This is a genomic window from Nonomuraea sp. NPDC026600 (genome assembly GCF_040638335.1).
Classification (GTDB): Bacteria; Actinomycetota; Actinomycetes; order Streptosporangiales; family Streptosporangiaceae; genus Nonomuraea.
The window spans coordinates 340,778-364,303 of the sequence record NZ_JBEZYD010000002.1 but is presented as its reverse complement, the minus strand read 5'-3'; the positions used below and the strand labels follow the sequence as shown (position 1 = coordinate 364,303).

General features: G+C 72.9%; 1 protein-coding gene. It reads right to left on the bottom strand.

Annotated features, from left to right (window positions below):
* Positions 1 to 3: 3 nt before the first annotated feature.
* Entirely contained in the window at positions 4 to 23,523 is a 23,520-nt protein-coding gene (locus AB0F17_RS05220; RefSeq protein ID WP_358016530.1) for a non-ribosomal peptide synthase/polyketide synthase, read from the bottom strand.
* Between the last annotated feature and the right edge of the window lie 3 nt (positions 23,524 to 23,526).

The following is a 23,526-nucleotide window of genomic DNA, read 5'->3' as shown; positions in this document are numbered from 1 at the left end:
TTCTCACCGGACAAGGTGACGGCCGACCAGCGGGCCGAGGATCTCCAGAGTGCGGGTGTCCAGCAGTTCGGAATGCCCGCACTCGATGGCGAACGTCCGCAGCTCTCCCCCGACGTACCGGCTCCACTGGTCGGAGGCCGTCCCCGTGAACCCCTGCTCCGGCACGGTCGCGTCGACGAAGATCACGTCTCCGGGGAAGACGCCGTACTCGGCCCGCTCCATCATGCGGTCACTGGCCAGGTAGTTCTCGACCACCTGAGCGATCTGCGTGTCCTCCAGCGCGGCGACCCCGCCGCCCAGCTCGCGGACGAACCCGACCGCGTCGGCGACGGACAACGTCGGACGCCGCTCCTCCGGTACCTGGCAGCCCATCTCGATCAGCAGATCGGCTATCGCCGCGGGCCGGTCCCATGCTCCCGCGGGCCTCTCTGTGAGGTCCCTGCGCGTGTCGAGCATGCCGAGGAACGTGACCTCACGTCCGCCGGCCACCAGCCGGATCGCCACCTGATGCGCCACCGCGCCCCCGAACGACCAGCCGAGCAACGCGACCGGCCCTTCGGGGGTGGTCCGGCCGATCAGGTCGGCGTACTCGTCGGCCAGCTCGCGCATCGTGACGGGCAGGTCGGTGGTACGGCTCAGCAGGGGTGATTGCAGGCCGTAGAGCGGGACGTCCGGCGGCAGGTAACGCTTGAGCCCGGCGAACTGCCAGCTCAGGCCGCTGGCGGGCGGCAGACAGAACAGCGGCGGACCCTCACCGCTTGCCCGCAGGACCAGCAGGGGAGCCATCGCATCGCCGGCGGACACAGCGTCGCCGGCGGACGCGGCGTCGCCGATCCGGTGGGCGAGGGCGGCGGCCGCGGGCGCGGTGAACAGGTCCGCGATCGGGAGGGCGACGCCGAGGTCCCGGCGCAGGCCCGCGGCCAGTCGTACCAGCAGCAGCGAGTGCCCGCCGAGGACGAAGAAGTCGTCGTCCACGCCGACCGAGTCGAGCCCCAGCACCTCCGCGATGACGGCGCAGACGGCCGCCTCGATCCGCGACCGCGGCTCTGTACGGGTGGCCATCCGGGCGAAGTCGACGTCCGGCAGTGCCGAGCGATCCACCTTGCCGTTCGGTGTGAGCGGCAACGCGTCGAGGACCGTCACGACCGCGGGAACCATGTACGCCGGCAGGCGCTGGGCAAGGTAGTCCCGGAACTGGAGCGACGACAAGGCGTCGCCGGCAACGACACCATCCCGCAGGGGTGCAGAGGCGTCGCTGGTGGCGAAGCCGTCCCGCAGCGAGGACGTGGTGACGTACGCGAGGATGTGGGTCTCGCCGCGTGAGTCCTGTCGCGCGATCACCGCGACCTGCCGGACGGCGGGATGCTGGGCCGCGACCGACTCGATCTCACCCAGTTCGATGCGGAAGCCGCGTACCTTGACCTGGTGGTCCGAGCGGCCGAGGAACTCCAGCGAGCCGTCAGAGGTCCAGCGAGCGAGGTCCCCGGTGCGATAGAGCCGAGCGCCGTCGCCGAACGGATCGGCGACGAACCGGGACGCGGTGAGGCCGTGACGCCCCAAGTAGCCGCGGGTGACCTGCGCCCCACCGAGGTACAGCTCGCCGATGGCGCCGGGAGGAACCGGGCACAGTGCCGCGTCCAGGAGGTGGGCCGTGGTGCCGGGCAGCGGGCGGCCGATCGTGGGGCGGTCGCACCAACCGTCGTCCACAGGGGCAGCGGTGGCCCAGACGGTCGCCTCTGTGGGGCCGTACAGATTCATGACGCTCTTAGCCCGACCCACCAGCTCCCCCGCGAGTGTGGTCGGCAGCGCCTCGCCACCGACCAGCGCCCGCACGCCGCTGAGGTCGGCGTCCGGCGACTGTGCCAGCGCCGACCACAGCGACGGGGTCGCCTGCAGGACCGTGACGCGTTCGGCCGCCGCCAGCGCGGCGAGGAGGCGCGGGTCGCGTACCTGCTCCTCCGTGGCCATCACCACGCACCCGCCGGCGCGTAGTGGTGCCATCAGTTCGAGTACGGAGATGTCGAAGGAAAGGGTGGTGACGGCGAGCAGCCGGTCGGAGTCGCCGATCGGGACGGCGTCGGCCACGGCGGCGAGGAAGGTCTCCAGGTCGCGATGGGTGACCACCACGCCCTTGGGCCTGCCGGTGGATCCCGAGGTGTAGATGACGTACGCCGCGGAGTCCGGATCACGCGGGGCTCGGTGGACGGGGCGCGTGGGTGTGCCGTCGAAGTTGATGAGTGTCGTGCCGTGGGGTGTCGCGGAGAACAGTTCGCGCGATCGCTCGTCGGCGACCACAACGGCGGGCCGGGCGTCGTCGATCATGAATCGTAGCCGCTCGGCCGGGAACGCGGGGTCGAGCGGCAGGTACGCGGCTCCCGCCTTGGCGACGCCCAGTACAGCCACCAGCAGGTCGGCCGAGCGCGGCAGGGCGAGCCCGACCAGGCTCTCCGGACCGGCGCCGAGGTCGGCGAGCCTGGCGGCGAACGCGTTCGAGGCCGCGTCGAGCTCGGCATAGCTCATCGTCCGGCCGCCGGACACACAGGCGTCCGCGTCGGGTGCCACCTTCGCCCGCGCGGAGAAGCGCACGTCCCAGGGCAGGTCATCGAGTTCCACCGGACCGCCGGACCGCCACCGCGTGAGGTCGTCGAGGTCGCCCGCGGCGAGTACCGGGACTGTGGCGACCGGCTGTTCCGGCCGGACCGCGAGCTCGCCGAGCAGCACGATGAGGCGGTCGAGCAGGCGCCGCGCGGTGCCGTCGTGGAAGCGTGCGGCGTCGTACTCCAGGGTGATGTCGACCGGCTGTCGCGGGCCGGCGTCGACGAAGGTGAAGTTCAGGTCGACTTTCGGGTCGGAGAGGTACGAGGGCGCGTCGCCCGTGGGCAGGCCCAGGACGGTGTCGTGGCCGGTCGGCCGGTGCAGGAAGCCGATCATCACCTGGAACAGTGGGTTGCGGCCCTGTTCGCGTACCGGGTTGACCACCTCGACGACCTGCTGGAAGGGCACGTTGGCGTGCTCGAACGCGGCCAGGTCGGTCTCGCGTACCCGGCGCAGCAGCTCGGTGAAGGACGGCGAGCTGGAGAGGTCGGCGCGCAGTACGACGGTGTTGACGAAGAAGCCGACCAGGTCGTTCAGCACCGCGTCGGCGCGGCCGGAGGTCGGGCTGCCGATCGGGACGTCGGCGCCGGCGCCGAGGCGGTGCAGCAAGGTAGCCAGTGCGGCGTGCAGCACCATGAACAGACTCGCCGACTCGGCCCTGCCCAGCTCCCGCAGCGGGTCGATCAGCTCCGGCGAGAGCGGCGCGGACACCTGTCCGGCCCGGCGGGCGTCACGATCCTGATGGACTCGACGGTCGTCGTGGCCCTGATCGGCTCGGCGGGCGGCGCGCGCCTGCCGGGGCCGGTCGGCGGGGAGGGGGATCTCGTCCGGTAGGCCGCGCAGGTGCTCCTGCCAGTAGGCCCGCTCGGCGGCGTGTCTGCTGGCCGGGTTTCCGGGGTCACCGAGCAGTTCGCGCTGCCACAGGGTGTAGTCCGCGTACTGCACCGGCAGCGGCTCCCAGCGTGGGGCGTGACCGGCCCGCCGTGCGGCGTAGGCGGTGTCGAGGTCGCGCAGCAGCGGCCGGTCGGACCACTCGTCCATCGCGATGTGGTGCAGGATCAGGGCCAGCACGCTGTCCCCGGTGTCCTGCTCCTGGATCAGAGTGACCCGCAACGGCGGGTCGGTGGCCAGGTCGAAGGGGTGGGCCACCGCCGCCGACACCGCGTTCCCGGTCTCGGCGGCCGGGCAGTCCACGACCGCGACGTCGATCGGGGGCGGGTCGAGTACGTCCTGGACCGGCTGGTCGTCGATGACCGTGACCAGCGTCCGCAGCACCTCGTGCCGCGCCACCACGTCGCCGAGCGCGGCCCGGAGGGCGTCGTGGTCGACGGATCCGCGGAGGCGGACGAGCAGCGGGTAGTTGTACGCCGTCGAGGTGGGGTCCAGTTGCTGGAGCAGCCAGAGCCGTTCCTGGGCCGCCGACAAGGGCGGGCGCTCCTGTCGGGGGCGGGAGACGAGCTCGGGGGGTGTGCTCCCGGCTCGGTCGGCGAGACGGGCGGCCAGGCGCGCGGGCGTGCGCGTGTCGAACAGGTCGCGCAACGACAGATCGACGCCCAGAGCCGCCCGCACCAGCCCGAACAGCTGGATGGCGAGCAGGGAATGCCCGCCCCGATCGAAGAAGTCGTCTTCGGCACCAAAACCGCCGAGGTCGCCGAAGCCAGGGTCATCCGGTTCACCGACGCCGAGGACCTCGCCGAACAGCGCGCACAGCCGCCGTTCCAGCTCGCCCACCGGCGCCCTCGAACTCGACGGCAGCGACCGCGGCGCAGGCAGCGCAGCGGTGTCCAGCTTGCCGTTGATCGTCAACGGCAGCGCCTCCACGACCGCGAAGGCCGACGGCACCATGTACCCGGGCAGCACCGACTTCAGCTCACGATGAACGGCCACCAGCAGCGAGTCCCCATCACCGGGCTCGTCAGGAACGACATAGGCCACCAACCATTTGCCACCCGAAGGACCCGGAACCGCGAGCACCGCGCTCTGGTGCACGCCCGGCCGCGCCGTCACGGCAGCCTCGACCTCGGCCGGTTCCACCCGATAACCGCGGATCTTGACCTGATCGTCAGTACGGCCCAGGAAGTCGAGGTTCCCGTCGGCACGGGCTCGCACCAGGTCGCCGGTACGGTACATCCGCCCACCGGACACGAACGGATCCGCCACGAACCGCGAGGCGGTCAACCCGAACCGGTCGAGATATCCACGCGCCAGCCCCGCCCCACTGATGTAGAGCTCGCCGGGCACGCCCGCGGGCACCGGCCGCAGGGCGGCGTCCAGTATGTGGCCGCGAGTGTTCCAGATGGGCCGCCCGACCGTGGTGCCCGTGCTGTCCTCGGTGCCCGCGCCGAGGGTGTTGATCGTGTACTCGGTCGGGCCGTACAGGTTGTAGCCATCCACCCCCTCGGCCTCGCGCAGCGCGGTCCACAGCGTCTGCGGCACCGCCTCGCCGCCGAGCAGCACCAGAGCCGGACGGTACGAACCGGGCGGCCCCCCATACCGTGCGCCGTCGAGCAGCCCCTGGTCGAGCAGGTGCTGGGCGTAGGTCGGTGTCACGTTGACGACGTCGACGCGATGCCGGTCGCAGTAGGCGACGAGCGCGCGGGCGTCGCGGCGCAGTTCCTCGTCGCAGATGTGTACGTGATGGCCTTCGACCAGCCACAGCAGTTCCTCCCACGACATGTCGAAGGAGAACGAGACCGTGTGGGCGATCGTGAGGATCCGGTTCCCTGCGGCGGCGATCGTGGGGGCGAAGATGGCCTCGCGGTGGTTGAGCTGCATGTTGGTCAGCCCCCGGTACGGCGTGACCACGCCCTTGGGCCGTCCCGTGGAGCCGGAGGTGTAGATGACGTACGCCGGGTGGTCGAGCCGTCCCGGACTGCCGGGGGCGAAGTCGCCCAGCTCGCGGTCCTCGATCGGCTCCGACGATCCGGTACGCGCGGCGGCGCCGTCCAGGCACAGCACCGGCACCCGGTGGGAAGCGAGTCGCGGCGCCACCGCCTCGGTGGTGACCAGCAGGACCGGCCCCGCGTCGGCCAGCATCGCCAGCAGGCGGTCGTCGGGATGGTCCAGTTCGAGGGGAAGGTAGGCGGCTCCGGTACGGAGGACCGCGAACAGCGCGGCCACCATGTCGATGGATCGGGGCACGGCCAGCGCGATGATCCGCTCGGGGCCCGCTCCCCGGTCGAGCAGCAGGCGGGCGAGCTGGTTCACGCGCGCGTCGAGTTCGGCGTAGGTCAGCGTCCGTGTGCCGGAGGTGAGGGCCGCGGCGTCCGGTGTCCGCCGGGCCTGGGCGCCCATCAGTTCCGCGATCGTCTCGGCGCCGATGGGATGGGTGACCGCGTCCCATCCGGCCGCCAGCTCCGCGAGCTCGTACGGGAGAAGGACGGGAACATCGGCGACCGTCGCGGCAGCCTGCTCCGAGAGGTGGAGCAGCACCTGCTCCAGCCGCGACAGCAGCGCTCGCGCCCGCTCCGGCGCGACCACGTCGGCCCGGAACTCCAGCCGCACCGCCAGCCGCGCCCCCGGCGTGGCCACCCAGGTGAGCGGGTAGTGCGTGGCGTCCACGCTCTCCACGCCGACGATGCCGTGCTCCTCCTCCAGGTCGGTGAAGGTGTCGTCGTCGAGGAAGTTCTGCAGGACGTAGAGGCTGTCGAAGAGCTGGTCACGGCCCGCCGCGCGCTGGATGTCGCCCAGGCCGAGGTACTCGTGCGCCATCATCTCCACGCGGTCGGCCTGCACGCGCCGCATGACCTCCAGCACGGGTTCGCCAGGGGCCAGGCGTACGTGGACGGGAACGGTGTTGAGGAAGACCCCGATCACCGAGTCGATGCCGTCCAGCTCGGTCGGCCGTCCGGCGACGGTCGTCCCGAACACGGCCTCCTGCCGTCCCGATGCATGGCTCAGCACCATCGCCAGCGCCGTGCTGAGCATCGCGTTCAGCGTCACCCCAGCGCGACGCGCCTGCTCGGCGACGCGGCCGGTCTGCTCCCGGCTCAGCCGGAACGACAGGCTGGTCGCCAGCACCGGCGCGGTCCCCGCCGCCGCCGGGAACAGGATGGTCGGCTCCTCCAGCCCGGCGAGCGCCCGCGCCCAGGCCCGCGCCGACGCGTCCGCGTCCTGGCGATCGAGCCAGGCAAGGTAATCGGGGAACGTCGCCGTCTCCGCGTCTGGTCGCTGGGTGGGGTGACCGTCGCGGGCGAGGGCGTATTGTCCGAACAGCTCGCGCAGGACCAGCTCCCGCGACCACCCGTCCCACAGCAGCAGGTGGTACGTGAGCAGCAGCCGGTCGCGCCCGCCGGGCAGGCGGACCACGGTCAGGCGGCACAGCGGCGGCCGGGCCAGCTCGAACGGCCGGCGACGGTCCTCCTCCATCAGCGCCCGGAGCCGATGGTCGTCCTCCGCGTCCGACAGGTCCACCACGTCGACCGGGCTGTCCAGGCCGGTGCCGACCAGGGCTACGGGCCGGGTCGTGCCCTCGGCGGTGAAGCCGAGCCGCATGGCCGCGTGCCGATCGAGCACGGCGGCATACGCGTGGCGAAGGGCGGCGACATCGAGCCGCCCGGCGAAGTCGAACGCGTTCTGCGCCACGTACACGTCGGCGTCGCCCGCGTAGCCCGCCTGGAAGTACAGGCCCTCCTGGAGCGGTGACAAGGGCCAGATGTCCTGCACGGCGACCGGGGCTGCGGCGAGCACCCGGGCGACCTCGTCGGGGGTGAGGGTGGGGTGAGTCAGCGAGGTGGGGTTGCTCAGCGAGATGGGGCCGCTTGGCGAGGAGTTGCCCATCGAGGTGGAGCTGCTCGGCGAGGCGGGCCGAGGTGGGTGAGCCGTCCCATGCTCGCGGCCATGGCCAGGCGACGCGGCGGCCAGCTCGCGCGCGGCCGCGGCCCAGGCGTCGGCGAGCGCGTCCACGTCGTCCGCGCCGAGGCCGCCGTCCGCATAGGTGAACACGGCGTGCAGTTCGGGCCCCGCCGCCGTGTCGTGGCAGGCGACGTTGATCTCCAGCAGGTACGGCGTGCCCAGATCCGAGTCCGGGTGCACCCGGAGCGCCTCAGCCTCGGGCGCGGTGTCCCAGTCGCCGGATCGGCCGGTAGGGAATCGGCCGAGGTAGTTGAACAGCACTTGGGGCGTTCCCAGCCTGGCGAGCGCGGGGGCGGTGCGCGCGTTGCAGTAACGCAACTGCCCGAACCCCAGACCACCGTCCGGAACGGCCCGCAGCACCTGGCACACGTCGCCGAGCACGGCGGTGGCCCCACCGGAGACCGCGGGCAGCCGTACGGGGGCGATGGCGGTGAACCACCCCACGGTCCTGGACAGGTCCTCTGCGTCCGCGATCTCCTCGCGCCCGTGCCGTTCCAGGTCGATCACCAGCGGCGCCGCGGGGTCGCCGCCACGCGCCGCCCGCCAGCGCGAGACCGCGACATGCAGCGCGGCAACGAGCACATCGGTCACGTCGGCCACGGGGGCGGCCGGCCCGGTCGCGGCGGTCGCCGGCACGGTGGTCAGCAGCGGGCCGGTCACCTCTGGGGGCAGGCGTACGACGTGGTCCCGGGTCTGGCCTGCGGTCAGGCCGATGGCCGGGGTCGCCGGATCGAGTTCGCCGCCCGGCGCCAGGGTGGCCGTCCAATGGTCGAACTCGGCGAGCCGGGCCGACTGGGTGGCGTTCTCGGTGATGGACCGGGCGAAGGCGCGCAGCGACGTTCCGACCGGTTCGAGTCGTACGTGTTGCCCGATGCTCACGGCGTCCCAGGCGTCTCGCAGGTCGTCGACCAGGATCCGCCACGAGACCCCGTCGACCACCAGGTGGTGCGCGACGAGCAGCAGCCTGCCCTGGTGCTCGGGCCCCCGGTCGAACCACGCCGTCTGCAACACATCGCCGGCGTCGGGGTCCAGCCGGTCTGCGGCGGCGTCGGACTCGGCGGCGACGAGGGCGCGCAGGGCGTCCTCGTCGAGACCCACCGCGTCGACCGAGGTCACGCCGGGATCGGGGACGTCGGCGGCCGGCCGGGCCTCCAGGGACCACAGCAGCGGAGACGGCCGGTTCAGCCGCAGCCGGAGCGCGTCGTGCCGCCCGACCAGCGCGCGGATCAGCGTGCCGACCTGCTCGTGGGTGGCTCCCGGCGGGGTGAGCAGCAGCTCGGACTGGTTCAGCCGGGAGATCCGCCCGCCCAGCTCGGCCAGCCGGTGCACGATCGGCATCAGCATGACCTCGCCGACCCCGTCGGACACGACCTCGTCCGGCTCCCGGCCGGGTCCACTGTCCGCACCCGGCTCCTGGCCAGGTTCGGCGTCCGCGCCGGAGTGGCCGATCGCGTCGGCGAGCGCGGCCGGAGTGCGGTGGACGAACACGTCCCTCGGGGACAGCCGCAATGACCGGCGCCGGGCCAGGTTGACGAGCTGGATCGCGATGATGCTGTCGCCGCCGAGCACGAAGAAGTCGTCGTCGGGGCCGACGTCGTCCAGACGCAGCACCTCCGCGTACAGCGCCCGCAAGACCACCACCACAGGCGACGCTCCCCCAGGAAGGACCTCAACCCGAGCGGTCGCCGGGGTGGCCTCGGGAGCAAGCTCGCCCGTAACCGCGGCCCGCGCGGTCGCCGGAGCGGGCAGGGCCTCGCGGTCGAGCTTGCCGTTGACCGTGAGCGGCAGCGCGTCGAGCGGCACGAACGCCGCCGGGATCATGTAGCCAGGCAGCCTCTCGGCCAGGTGGGCATGGGCCTCGGCGGCACCGATGCGCACCCCGGCCCGCGCGACCAGGTACGCCACGAGCCGCCGCCGTCCGGGCTCGTCCTCGCGCACGGTGACGGCGGTGTTCACGACTCCGTCCAGTGTCAGCAGCGCGGACTCGATCTCGCCGAGTTCGATGCGGTAGCCCCGTACCTTCACCTGCTGGTCGGACCGGCCCAAGTAGACCAGGTCGCCGTCGGGAGTCCACCGCGCGAGGTCGCCGGTGCGGTAGAGCCGCGCGCCGGAGGCGTTCGGGTCGGCGACGAACCGTTCGGCGGTCAGGCCGGGGCGGTCGAGGTACCCGCGGGCCAGTTGGTCACCCGAGACGTAGATCTCGCCGGTGACGCCGGGCGGGACCGGCTGAAGGTGGCGGTCGAGCAGGTGCGCGCCGAGGCCGGGCAGCGGTCCGCCGATGACGCTGTCGCCGTTCGCGTCGTCCGAGGTCAGGGCGCGGAACGACACGTGCACGCAGGTCTCGGTGATGCCGTACATGTTCACCAGCCGCGGTGCTCCGTCGGCGTGGCGGTGGTACCACGGGGCCAGGCGGGCGAGGTCCAGCGTCTCGCCGCCGAAGATCACGTACCGTAGCGCGAGCTCGCCCGGCCGCGCGCGGTCGGCCTCGATCAGCGGGTAGAACGCGGACGGGGTCTGGTTCAGCACGGTCACGCGCTCGCGTTCCAGCAGGTCCAGGAAGCGTCGCGGGTCGCGCGCCACGTCGTGGGAGACGACGACCAGGCGCCCGCCGTACAGCAGCGCGCCCCACAGCTCCCACACCGAGAAGTCGAACGCGTACGAGTGGAACATGGTCCACACATCGGCCGGACCGAACTCGAACGGCTCCTCAGCCGCCGCGAACAGCGACAGCACGTTGCGATGGGTCACCGCCACACCCTTGGGCCGCCCCGTCGAACCCGAGGTGTAGATGACGTACGCCGCGTTGTCCGCGCTCAGCGTGACCGGCTGCGGCGGGGCGGTGGAGTGGCCCGCGATGACGTCCGGGTCGTCCAGCATCATGACCGGCACCGTGGCAGGGGGCAGCGAGGCCAGCGTCGCGCTGTCGGTCAGCAGGCACACGGGGTTCGAGTCGGCGAGGATGTAGCCGAGCCGTCCGGCCGGGGCGCCGATGTCCAGCGGTACGTAGCAGCCGCCCGCCTTCACGATCGCGAGCAGCGCCACGATGAGGTCGGCGGAGCGTGGCAGCGCGACGGCGACCCGCGACTCCGGCCGTACTCCTCCGGCGATCAGGGCGCGGGCCAGCCGGTTGGCGGCCGCGTCCAGTTCGGCGTGCGTGAGTGAAACATCGCCCGAGGTGACGGCGATGGAGCCCGGCCGGACGGGTGCGGCGGCGTACGCGCCCGCGAGCGTCGCACTGTCCTCCACCCGTGACACAACCGCCCCGGACAACACAACAGGGTCCAGCCGCGAGACCGGCAGGCCAGGGGCCGTGGCCAACTGGTCGAGCACCCGCCCCACCTGGTCCAGCAGCCGCCGGGCCGCCCGCTCCCCGACCAGCTCGACGTCGTACTTGAGCTCCAGCGTCAGCCGCTCGCCGGGGAAGGCCACCAGCGACACCGGATAGTGCGGCGAATCCGTACCGGTGAAGCCCCGCACGCTCAGCCCGTCCCGCCCGCCGTCCCGCACGGTGGGGAAGTTCTCCACGACCACCATCGTGTCGAAGAACTCACGGACACCGGCGACGGCGGCGAGCTCGCCGAGCCCCACCTGCTGCACGTCGAGCAGGTCCGTCTGCTGTTCCTGCAGCCGGGCGAGCACCTCGCGCAGCGTGTCGCCGGGACGCCAGGACATCGGCACCGGAACGGTGTTGATCAGCAGGCCGACGATCGACTCGACGCCGGGCAGCTCCCCGCCCCGCCCCGACACCGTGGAGCCGAACACCACCCGCTCCTGCCCGAGCAGCCTGCCGAGCAGCAGACCCCAGGCGCCGTGCACGAACGTACTGAGCGTCACCCCCTGCTCCCGAGCGGCCTCGACGAGGGCGCCCGTGCGCTCGGCGGGCAGCGCGACGTGGACGCTGTCATGCCGGGAAACCTTCTCCACGGCGCCGAACAGTCGGGTGGCGGAGCCGACGCCGTACAACGCCCGGGCCCACACGTCGCGGGCGTGTGCGCGGTCCACGGCGCACACCGCCTCGACGTGGTCGCGGAACGTCACCGCAGGAGCGGGCAGCTCGTACCCGGCTCCGGCCCGGCCCCGCTCATAGGACTCGATCACGTCACCGAACATCAGCGGGTACGACCACCCGTCGGCGAGGATGTGGTGCATGGTCTCCACCAGCCGGTGGTCGGTCCGGCTGAGCGAGACCAGCGCGTAACGCAGCAGGGGCGCGGCGGCCAGGTCGAAGGGCTCGGCCAGCTCGGCGGCGGTGACCTCGGCCAGCCGCTCGCGCGCCGCCTCGTCATCGAGACCGAGACCGGTCAGGTCCACCTCGTGCCACGGCACGTCCACCGCACCGGCGATCACCTGGACCACCCGGCCGTCGGCCAGCTCACGGAAGCTGGCGCGCAGGGCGTCGTGACGGTGGACCACCGCCTCCACGGCGCGGCGCAGCGCCGCCGGATCGACCGGCCCGGACAGCTCGGCCACCTGCTGCACCACGTACGTGTCGGTCTGGTCCTCGGCGAAGGAGGCGTGGAAGTACATGCCCTGCTGCAACGGCAGCAGCGGGAGTACGTCCAGCACACCGGACGGCGCGAGCCGGTCCACGTCCCCCTGGGTCAGCTCGACCAGCGGGAAGTCGGAAGGGGTACGCCCGGCGAGTTCGGCGCAGCGGGTCAGCGCGGTCAGCGCGGCCATCCACAGCTCGGCCAGCCGGCCCACCTCACCGGCCGTCATGACGCCGGACGGCCAGGTCAGCGTGGCCGAGAACACCGTGCCCGCCCGCCCGTCCCTGGCCAGCGCGTTGATCTCCAGCCCCATCGCGGGGTTGCTCGGGTGGACGCCTTCGCGCAGCGCGCCCGCCGCCGCCCAGTCCCCGCCCTCGTCGGCGGCGAACCGCCCCAGGTAGTTGAACAGGATCTGCGGCGGCTCGCCCCGCAGGTCCGCCTCGCCGTCCAGGTAGCGCAGGATCCCGTACCCCAGTCCCTGCCGGGGCACGGCGCGGAGCTGCTCCTTGACCCGCTTCGCCGCCGCCGCGAGGGCGGCCCCCGCCGCGGTGACCTCGGCCCAGCGCAGCGGTCCCGGGTCGAGGCGTACGGGGTAGATGGCGGTGAACCAGCCGACCGTGCGCGACAGGTCCACGCCGTCGAGAGCGTCGCGGCCGTGGCTCTCCAAGCTGAGGACCACGGCGCTCTCGCCGCGCCGCCACTCGGCGAGTGCGGTGGCGAAACCGGTCAGCAGGACGTCGTTGACGCCGCCGTGCATCGCGGCGGGCACGGCCGACAGCAGGGCCGTGCTCACCTCGGCGGGCAGCGAGACCGTCAGCGACTCCACGGTGGCGGCCGTGTCGATCGCCGGGTCGAGCGGGCGCGTACCCAGGTGCGGGTCCTCGGTGGCGAGGACGGCCCGCCAGTGGTCGAGCTCGTCGCGGAACGTGCCCTTCCCGGTCGCCTCCTCGACCAGCTTCGACCAGGTACGGAAGGAGGTCGGCACCTCGTCGGGCACGGGCTCGCGGCCCGCCCGTACCTCCGCCCAGGCCCGCGCGAGGTCGTCGGCGAGCACCCGCCAGGAGACGCCGTCGATCACCAGGTGGTGGATGACCAGCAGCAGCCGGCCGGGCCCGGACTCGTCGGCGAACCAGACCGCCCGCAGCATGACCCCGCGATCCGGGTCGAGGCCGTCGGCGGCCCGCCCGGTGACCTCCTCCACGTCGGCCGACGCGTCCACCCTGGTGAGCGCGTCCGCCGCGCGGAACGCCTCCGGCGGCGGCACCGACAGCACCCATGCGGCGCCGTCGCGGTCGAGCCGGGCCCGCAGCAGATCGTGGCGCGCGCCGACGGCCTGGAGCACCCGCTCCAGTTGCGCGTGGGTCATGCCGGCCGGGGTGCGGAGGATCATCGACTGGTAGAAGCTCTCCAGGGGCGTAGCCGCCCGCATCGTCTCGACCAGCATCGGGGTGAGCGCGACCGTACCCTCGCCGCTGTCCCGCGGTCCGCTCGGGCGCGCCTGTGGGGCGGCCGCGGCCAGCGCGCGTACGGTGCGGCGGCGGAAGACGTCGCGCGGGGTGAGGTGCAGGCCCGCCTTGCGCGCGCGGCCGGTCACGGCGATCGAGGAGATGCTGTCGCCGCCGAGGGCGAAGAAGTCGTCGTCGATGCCGACCTCGGCGAGGCCGAGCACCTCCGCGTAGATCGCGCACAGGGTTCGCTCGCGGTCGTCGCGCGGCCCGTTGCCGGCGCTGACGGGTGCCACGGGCTCGGGCAGCGCGGCGACGTCGAGCTTGCCGTTGACGGTCAGCGGCAGCTCGCCGACGACGCCGTACAGCGCGGGGACCATGTAGCCGGGCAGCCGCTCGGCCAGCGCGGCCCGCAGGTCCGCGACAAGGGCGGCCTGGCCGGCCCCTGCCCGCAGGTCCGCGACGTGGTCGGCCCTCTCCGCCGGCACCACGTACGCGACCAGCTTCTTCAGCCCGGTCACCGCCGAGTCGGTACGGGCGATGACGGCGGCCTGCCGGACCTGCGGCAGCGCGGTCAGGGCCGACTCCACCTCGCCGAGCTCGACCCGGTAGCCGCGGATCTTCACCTGGTCGTCGACACGGCCGAGGAAGTCGAGGTTGCCGTCCTGGCGTTGCCGTACGAGGTCCCCGGTCCGGTACATGCGCCCGCCGGGCACGAACGGGTCCGCCACGAACCGCGACGCGGTCAGGTCCGGCGCGTGCAGGTAGCCGTGCGCGAGCCCCGCGCCCGCCACGTAGAGCTCGCCGAGCACCCCCGGGTGGACCGGGCGCAGCCAGGCGTCGAGCACGTAGGCGCGGGTGTTCCAGATCGGGCGGCCCACGGTCGGCGTGGCGCTGTCGCCCGTGCCCGCGCCGAGCGTGTTGATCGTGTACTCGGTCGGGCCGTACAGGTTGTAGCCCTCGGCGCCGCCGGGCTCGCTCAGCCGGTTCCAGACGGCTTCGCTCACCGCCTCGCCGCCGAGCAGCACCAGGCGGGGCGGGTGTCCGTCCCGGTCGAGCAGCCCCTCCTCGAACAGGAGGTGGGCGTACGTCGGGGTCACGTTGATCACATCGATGCGGTTCGCGCGGCAGTAGGCGGCCAGGGCGGCGGCGTCCCGGCGCAGCTCCTCGTCGCAGATGTGCACCTCGTGGCCCTCGACGAGCCACAGCAGCTCCTCCCACGACATGTCGAAGGAGAACGACACCGTGTGCGCGATGCGCAGCCGGTCCCGCCCGGCGCTCCGGGCGCGGGCGACGGCCGGGTCGAAGATCTCGGCCCGGTGGTTGAGCTGCATGTTGGTCAGGCCGCGGTACGGCGTGACCACACCCTTGGGGCGGCCGGTGGAGCCGGAGGTGTAGATGACGTACGCCGGATGCTCCAGCCTGCCCGGCATCGTGGCGGCGAACGCCCCCAGTTCCGCGTCACTCAGCGGATGGGCGGGCAGCGTGTCGCCGGGCACCAGGCATTCCCCGCCCAGCCGCCGCTGCGCCTCGGCCAGCGGTGTGCCCGCGTCGGCGCACACCAGCAGCACCGGCCGCGCGTCGTCGAGCATCCCGGCGAGCCGGTTCACGGGGTGGTCGAGGTCGAGCGGCAGGTAGGCGGCGCCGGTACGCAGGACGGCGAAGAGCGCGACCACCATCTCGACACCGCGGGGCAGGCCGAGCGCCACGATCCGGCCCGGTCCCGCGCCCTTGGACAGCAGCAGCCGGGCGCAGCTGTTGATCCGCCCGTCCAGCTCGGCGTAGGTCAGCGACAGCTCCCCGAACACCAGGGCGACCTCGTCCGGGCAGCCCTTGGCCCGCTCGGCCAGCAGGTCGGCGATGGTGGCCGAGCCGATCGGATGCTCCGTGGCCGCCCACTGCCCGGCCAGCTCGTTGTGCTCCTCGCCGAGCAGCGGGTCGAGCGCGCCCGCCTGGACCGACAGGCCGCCGGCGAGTGACTCCAGCAGCCGCGTGAAGCGCCGGACCAGCCGCCGCGCGTCCTGCTCCGCCACCACGTCCGGCCGGTATTCGAGCTTGATCCGCAGGTTGGCGCCGGGGGTCAGCACCCAGGTGAACGGGTAGTGGGTGGTGTCGACGTACTCCACGCCGACGATGCCCTGCTCGCGTTCCAGCTCGGTGAAGGTGGTGTCGGACAGGAAGTTCTGCAGGACGTACAGCGTGTCGAAGAGCTGCTCGTGACCTGCGGCCCGCTGGATGTCGCCGAGCCCGAGGTACTCGTGCGGCGCGAGCCGGATGCGGTCCTCCTGCGCCCGGCGCGCCAGCTCGATCACCGTCATCTCGGGCGCGGCGGCCACCCGGGCCGGGACGGTGTTGAGGAACAGGCCGATCACGTCCTCGATCCCGGGCAACTGGGTGGGCCGGCCCGCGACCGTCGTACCGAACACGACGTCGGTGCGCCCGGTCTCGTAACCGAGGAGCAACCCGAGCGCGGCGGTCAGCAGCGAGTTGAGCGTGACCCCGCCACGCCTGGCCTGCTCCCCCAGCCGGGTCGTCACCTCGGCCGGGAGTGCCGCCAGGACGCGTTCGGACGGGATCGGCTCGCGGCCGGCCGCCTCCGGGACCAGGATGGTCGGCTCGGAGACGTCGGCGAGGGCGGCGGCCCAGGCGGCGGTGGAGGCGTCGCGGTCACGGGCGGCGATCCAGGCGAGGTGGTCGGTGAACGCCGCCCGCGCCGGCGGCAACGCGCCGCGTTCCCCCCGGGAGTCGTAGAGCGCGAACAGCTCGCGCAGCACCAGCTCACGCGACCAGCCGTCCCAGAGCAGGAAGTGCGCGGTCAGCAGCAGCCGGTCCCGGCCGCCGGGAAGGCGTACGACGGTCAGCCGGGCCAGGGGCGGCCGGGTGAGATCGAACGGCTCCTCCCGATCGGACCGCATCAGCTCCGCGAGGGCGTCCCCGGAGCCGGTGGACAGGTCAACGACCGTGACCTCGGCCGGGACCTCGGCGCCGATGTACTGCACGACGCCGGGGACGCCGTCGCCGGTGAACCCGGCGCGCAGGGTGGGATGGCGTCGCAGCAGCGCCGCGAACGCCGTGGTCATGGCCTCGGCGTCGAGGCGGCGGTCGAAGTCGAACACGTTCTGCGCGATGTAGGTGCCGGCGCCCTCGGAGAAGGCCGCCTGGTAGTAGACACCTTCCTGGAGGGGCGACACCGCCCAGATGTCGGCCACCGGAACCGGGCTGGCCGCCACGACGTGGTCGATCTCCGCCTGGGTCAGCGACACGGTCGTCAGCTCGGCGGGGAGCAGTCGCGCCGCCGGCTCGCCGCCTGCCAGGTGGGCTTCGATGGCGGAGGGGGTACGCATGCGGAAGATGTCCTCTGTGGTCAGTTCGATCCCGTCCTTGGCGAGCAGGCTGACGACGCGGATGGCCTGGATGCTGTCGCCCCCGGCCGTGAAGAAGTCGTCGTGGACGCCGATGCCGTCGAGGCCGAGCACCGTGCCGAAGTGGGCGCAGATCAGCGCCTCCCTTGGGGTGCTCGGGCGGCCGCCCCTGGCGATCGGCTCGGGGGCGGGGAGCGCCTTGCGGTCTCGTTTGCCGTTGGGGAGCGTCGGCAGGTGGTCCAGGATGGTTATCGTGGCGGGGACCAGGTAGGGGGGTAGTTCGGCGCGTAGTGTCGCGCGGAGGGCGTTGGGGTCGACCTCCTCGCCGGGGGCGGCCACGACGTAGGCGTGCAGAGAACGCGTGCCGCCGCTTGTACCGCGACCCGCACCACCGCCCGCGCCGCTCGTGCCGCTCGTGGCGGTCGTGGCGGTCGTGGCGGTCGTGGCGGTCGTGCCGCCATTCGCATGACCGCTCGTGGCGCGTACGGCGACCACGGCGTCGGCCACACCCGCGCGGCGCATCAGAGCGGCCTCCAGTTCGCCCGGCTCCACGCGGTAGCCGTTGATCTTCACCTGGTCGTCGGCCCGGCCGAGGAACTCGACCCGCCCGTCGGCCGTCCACCGGCCGAGGTCGCCCGTGCGGTAGAGCCGGCCGCCGTCGCTGTACGGGTCGGCGACGAATCGGGCGGCCGTCGCACCGCCCTGGCCCAGGTAGCCGAGGGCGAGCTGAGCGCCACCGACGTAGATCTCCCCGACCGCGCCGGGCGGGACGACGTGAAGGGCGGCATCCAGCAGATGGATCCGCGCCCCGGGCACAGGCGTTCCCAACGTCACCGGCCCCGCCGCCTCCACCTCACCCTGCAACACGTCACCCGCCACCTCCGACGACCCGTAGGAGTTGACGATCCGGGCACCGGGGGACGCCTGCCGGAGCGCGTTCACGCAGGCCAGGTCCAGCGGTTCCCCGCTGCAGATCCAGCGGCTGAGCGTCCTGAGCCGTTCCGGTTCCGTGTCCGCCAGCGCGCCGGCCAGACTCGGCACGGCGAGCAACTGGGTCGCCCCGGACCGCTCGACGAGCCCGGCCAGCGCGGCGCCGTCGGTGGCCTCGGTGGCGTCGGCGATGACCGTCGTCGCCCCCGCGACCAGGCCACCGAGCAGCTCCGTGGTGCCGTCGATAAAGCTCAGCGAACTCTTCGCCACCCGGACATCGGCCACCCACTCCCGCGCCGCCCAGGCCAGTCGATTGGCAAGCGCCTCCTGCGTCCCCACGACCGCCTTCGGCCGCCCCGTCGAGCCGGAGGTGTAGACGACCGACACCGCATCCAGCGGATCTGTTCTCGTCGCGTCGCCGGTGACGTTCGCGTCGGCCGCCGCCCGTACGGTAAGTGTCGGCAGGTCGTGCGGCGGCAGTGACCTGGCGCTCGCGTCGTCGGTGAGCACGCACACCGGCCGCGCGTCCCCGAGCATGAACTCGATCCGGGCCGCCGGATAGCCGGGATCGACCGGCAGATAGGCGGCCCCAGCACGCATGACGGCGAGCAGGGCCACGGCCATGTCCGCCGAGCGGCTCGTCGCCACCGCGACGATGTCGCCACGTCGCACACCCGCCCGGGTCAGTGCCCGGCTCACCCGTCCTGCGCGATCGTCCAGCTCGGCGTAGGTGAGCGCGAGGTCGCCGCAGACGACGGCCGTACGCGCCGGATGCCGGGCCACCTGACCCGCGAACAGATCCACGACCGTGGTGCCGGTCCGCCGCGCCGGGGCACCGGAACCGGCGGCCATCAGCCACTCGCGGTCCTCCCCGGTCACCAACTCGACCAGCTCACAGGCCTGCTCGGCGTCCTCGGCGATTGCGGCCAGCACCATCTCGTACTGGCGGGCCAGCCGGGCCGCGGCACTCGTACCGACCACCCGCCGATCGTGGGTCAGCGTGACGGCGATCCGCGCGCCCGGCTTGGCCATCAGCGTCACCGGGTAGTGAGGCGCCTCGACGGTGTGCACGGCGGCGATCTGGATCTCCCCTGCCGGGGTGGGCGGCGCCGGGTAGTTCTCGATGACCACGAGCGTGTCGAACAGCTCAGGCACACCCAGCCGCCGCTGCAGCCGGGCCAGCGAGACATGCTCGTGCTCCACCACCTCGCGCCGGTCGCGCGCGAAGCGGCGTACCACGGTGGCGAGCGACTCGGCGGGACTCCACCGTACCCGCGCGGGAACCGTGTTGATCAGCAGACCGACCATGGAGTCGATACCCACGACGTCGGCAGCCCCACGGCCGGAGACGGTCGAACCGAACGTCACGTCGGACCGACCTGCCAGCCGTCCGACGAGAATGCCCCAAGCGGCGCCGATGACCGCCCCTACCGTCAGCCCGTGCTCCCGCGCCCACGCGCTCACCCGGTCGCTGACCTCCTCGGACAGCTCCCGATCGACGCGCCCGAACCCACCGGCGACCTGCCCGGTCCCTTCTGGAGAACTAGTCGCTTCTGGGGCGCCTAGCGGGTCAGCGAGCGCGAGCGTTTCCGGGACACCCGGCGCATCGGCCAAGCCGGCCTCTTCGGGCCCGCCGAGCGCATCAGCGAGCCTGGTCGGCTCGTCCACGTCCGCCAGGGCGCCCGCCCACGCCTCGGTCGCCACGTCGGGGTCCTGTGCCGCCAGCATCCGCAGGAACTCCCGGTAATGCGGGGGCGCGGGCAGCGCCTCGGTCCGTCCCGCGGCCTCGTAGAGCGCCAGCAGGTCGCGCAGGAGCAGCGGCACCGACCAGCCGTCGGCGAGGATGTGGTGCACGGTGTGGATCAGCACATGCCGCCGCTCACCGAGCCTGAGCAGCGCGTACCTCATGGACGGGGGCCGGCTCAGATCGAACGGCGAGGACCGCTCCACCTCCGCGACGGCGGCCACCCGCGAGACGGCACCCTCTGCGCCAAGCCCGCTGAAATCGCCCACCCGCCACGGCACCGGCGGACGGCCCGCGATCACGGACACGACCTGCCCGTCGCCGACGGTACGGAACGCCGCGCCCAGGTTGGGGTACCTGTCGATCAGCCGGTCCGCGGCCAGCCGTAGCCGGTCGCCGTCCAGCGGGCCGGTCAGCTCGATGATCTGCTGGACGACGTACGGGTCGGTGTCGCGGGCGAAGGTGGCATGGAAGTAGAGGCCGGTCTGCAGCGGTGACAGGGGAAGAACCTCCCGGAGATCCGGTCCCGCGGCCTCGATCGCGGCCACGTCGCTCGGCTCCAGGGCGACAAGGGGGAAGTCCGACGGGGTATGCCCGGCGACCGACTCGCTCGTGGCGATGCCGGTGAGCACCTGGGTCCACAGCTCGGCCAGCGCCCGCACCCGGCCGCCGTCGAGCACGCCACCGGGCCAGCTGAACCTCGTCTCCAGCACCGGCCCGTCGGCCGTGTCCACGGCGACCGAGTTGATCTCCAGCACGCGCGGCAGCGGCATGCGCGGGTCACGCCGCTCAACGACGATCTCGCCGCCGCCACCGCCACTGCCGCCACCACCGACACCGCCATCCCCATCACCGATCGCGCCGCCGATCCCACCACCGTCGCCATCGACCCCACCGCCATCGCCGACGGCCGTCCACTCCTCGGTGGATCCGGCCGCGAACCGCCCGAGGTAGTGGAACAGCACCTGCGGCGCGACGGCCAGGTCAGGACGGGGTTCGCCGCCGAGGTAACGCAAGGCACCGTAGCTCAGCCCCCGCCGGGGCACCGCACGGAGCTGCTCCTTGACCGCCTTCACCGCGTCGCCGAGCGCGGCGTCGCCCGGCCCAGGATCGAGTACGGCCGGGAAGAGCGTGGTGAACCAGCCGAAGGTACGGGAGAGGTCGACGTCCCCGGCGCCGACGGCGTCTTCCTCCCGGCCGTGTCCCTCCAGTTCCAGCAGCACCTCGGACCCCGCGTCGGGGCAGTGGTCGGCCCGCCACCGGCCCAGGGCGATCGCCGCCGCCGCGACCAGTACGTCGTTCACGCCGCCGTGAATGGACGCGGGCACCGCGCCGAGCAGGCGGGCGGCAACGGGGGACGGGAGCGCGACCGTCAGCGACTCCTCGGCGGCCACCACGTCGCGGCGCGGGTCCAGAGGCCGCTCCCCCAGCATCGGGTCAGGGGTGGCCGCCGCCTGCCGCCAGTACGCCTCGTCGGCGGTGAACGCGCCCGCGCGGGTACGGTCGCGCAGCACTGTCGCCCACTGCCTGAACGAAGTGGGTACGCCGGGCAGAGACACCGCACGCCCGTCGCGAACCGCCGCCCATGCGTGGCCGAGGTCCTCCAGGAGCACCCGGAGCGACACGCCGTCCACGATCACATGGTGGATCACCACCACGAGCCGGCCCCGCGCGTGCTCCCCGGCATCCAGCCACACCAGCTCGATCATCCGGCCACCAGCCGGGTCAAGCCGTCCCGCCGCCGCAGTGACCTCCCTGCCGGCGACCGCCTCCATCGCCGCCGTGACCTCCCGCTCGGCAATGGCGTCTATCTCCGCTGCGACCTCACGGTCGGCGACCGTGTCCATCGCCGCGGCGTCGCCGGCGGTCACGTCTACGCGGGTGATCACCTGGGCTGCTCGTGGTGAGCCCACCGGCTGGATCGACAGGGTCCAGGGGGCCGCGCCGTCGATCCGTGCCCGCAGCAGGTCGTGGGTGGTGAGTACGGCGTCGACGACGTGTTCGAGCTGGTCGGCGGTCATACCGGCAGGCGTGTGGACCGTCATCGACTGGATGAAGCCGTCCATCGACGGGCCGGTGGCCTGGAGCCACTCGGTGATCGGGGTCGGGGGCACCTCGCCGACCGCGCCGGTGGCGGGGCCGGCGGTCGTGGTGACCTCGGTCACCGTGACCGCCAGCGCGGCGGGGGTGGGATGGGCGAACAGGTCGCGCGCTCGCACCACGAGTCCCGCGTGCCGCGCCTGCCGGACCACGCCGATCGCGACGATGCTGTCACCGCCCAAGGCGAAGAAGTCCTCCTCCGCCCCCACCTCCTCGAGGCCGAGGACCCGCGCGAAGATCTCGCACAGGACGCGTTCCCGGGCGGTCTGCGGCTCGAGCGCGCGCTCCTGTCCCGGTCCGTCCGGTTCCGGCAAGGCGCGGCGGTCCGCCTCCGCCTCCGACTCCGGCAGAACCCGGCCGCCCGCCCTCGGCGCCGACAGAGCGCCACCATCCGTCCTCGGCTCCGGCAGAGCCCGACGCTGCGCTTGGGGTTCCGGGAGGGCGCGGCGGTCGACCTTGCCGTTGGCGGTGAGCGGGAAGCGGTCCAGGACGACGAAGGCGCTCGGCACCATGTACTCGGGCAGCCGGTCGGCGCACCAGCGCCGTAGTTCGGTGGCCGGGAGGTCGTCGTGGGAGGTCACGTACCCGATGAGGTGCCGCGCGCCCGCCGCGTTCGTACCCACGGTGACGGTCGCCTGGCGGACCCGCGGGTGCGTGGCGAGCGCCGCTTCCACCTCCTCCGGCTCCAGCCGCATGCCGCGGATCTTCACCTGGTTGTCCGCCCGCCCCACGAACTCCAGCGAGCCGTCGGCGTTCCAGCGCGCGAGGTCGCCGGTGCGGTACATCCGGGACCCGCCGTCACCGAACGGGTTGGCCACGAAACGGGAGCCGGTCAGCGCGGGGGCGTTGATGTATCCGCGCCCGAGCAGGAACCCCGCGGCGTACAGCTCGCCGGCCTCGCCCACCGGCAGCGGCTCCAGCCGGTCGTCGAGGACGTAGAGCTGGGTGTGCGGGTTCGGGCGGCCGATCGAGGTCGCGATGCGTTCGGCGGTGTCGCGGTAGATGACGTGTGAGACGCCGATGGTCGCCTCGGCCGGGCCGTACCCGTGGTAGAGGGTCGTGGACAGCTGGTTCCGGAACCGGTCGAACAGCTCGGGGGTGAGCACCTCGCCACCGCACCAGACGTGCTTCAGCCCGGACAGCAGCGAGGTCCCGTGGGCCATCTCCAGGAGGGTGTCGAGCATCGACGACACCAAATAGACGAACGTCACCCGCTCCCCCGCGATCAGGTCGAGCAGATACTGGGGATCGCGTTCGCCGCCGGGCTCGGCGACCACCACGTAGCCGCCGGAGACGAGCGGCAGCAGGATCTCGTTGACCGAGATGTCGAACGACAGCGGCGCCTTGAACAGCGACGCGTCGCCGGGCCCGAACCCGAGGATCTCGTCGACCTGCCACAGCAGCCGGGTGCTGATCGCCTCGTGCCGGATCATCGCGCCCTTGGGCTTGCCCGTGGAGCCGGAGGTGAACATCACGTACGCGAGCCGTCCCCCACCGATGGGCGGCAGCGACGGCGGCTCGGCCGGCTCCTGGCCGTAACGCCAGGAGCCGAGGTCCACCTCCACGACGGAGTCACCCGTCTCCATGCCGGGGGCGGCGATGACCAGGCCCGCGCCCGCCTCGGCCCGTACCTGGGCCCGGCGGTCCGCCGGCCAGGACGGCTCGACCGGCACGAAGGCGCCGCCCGCGACCATGACCGCCAGCACGGCGACGACCAGTTCGGCGGAGCGGGGGGTGGACACGGCGACGACGTCTTCCGCCCGCAGGCCACGGCCGCGCAGGTGGCGCGCGAGCTGGAAGACGTACGTGCCCAGCTCGGCGTACGTCAGGCGGGCGCCGGGTGCCACGACCGCGAGGGCCTGCGGGGTTCGGCGTACCTGTGCGGTGAACAGGTCGGCGACCGTGGTGACCGTCTCAGGCGTGGTCGCGTTGTTCCACCTGCGCAATGCCTCAAGTCGCTCCGCGATGCCGTCCTGACGTCCTGGGTTCACGGTATTCGCCACGCA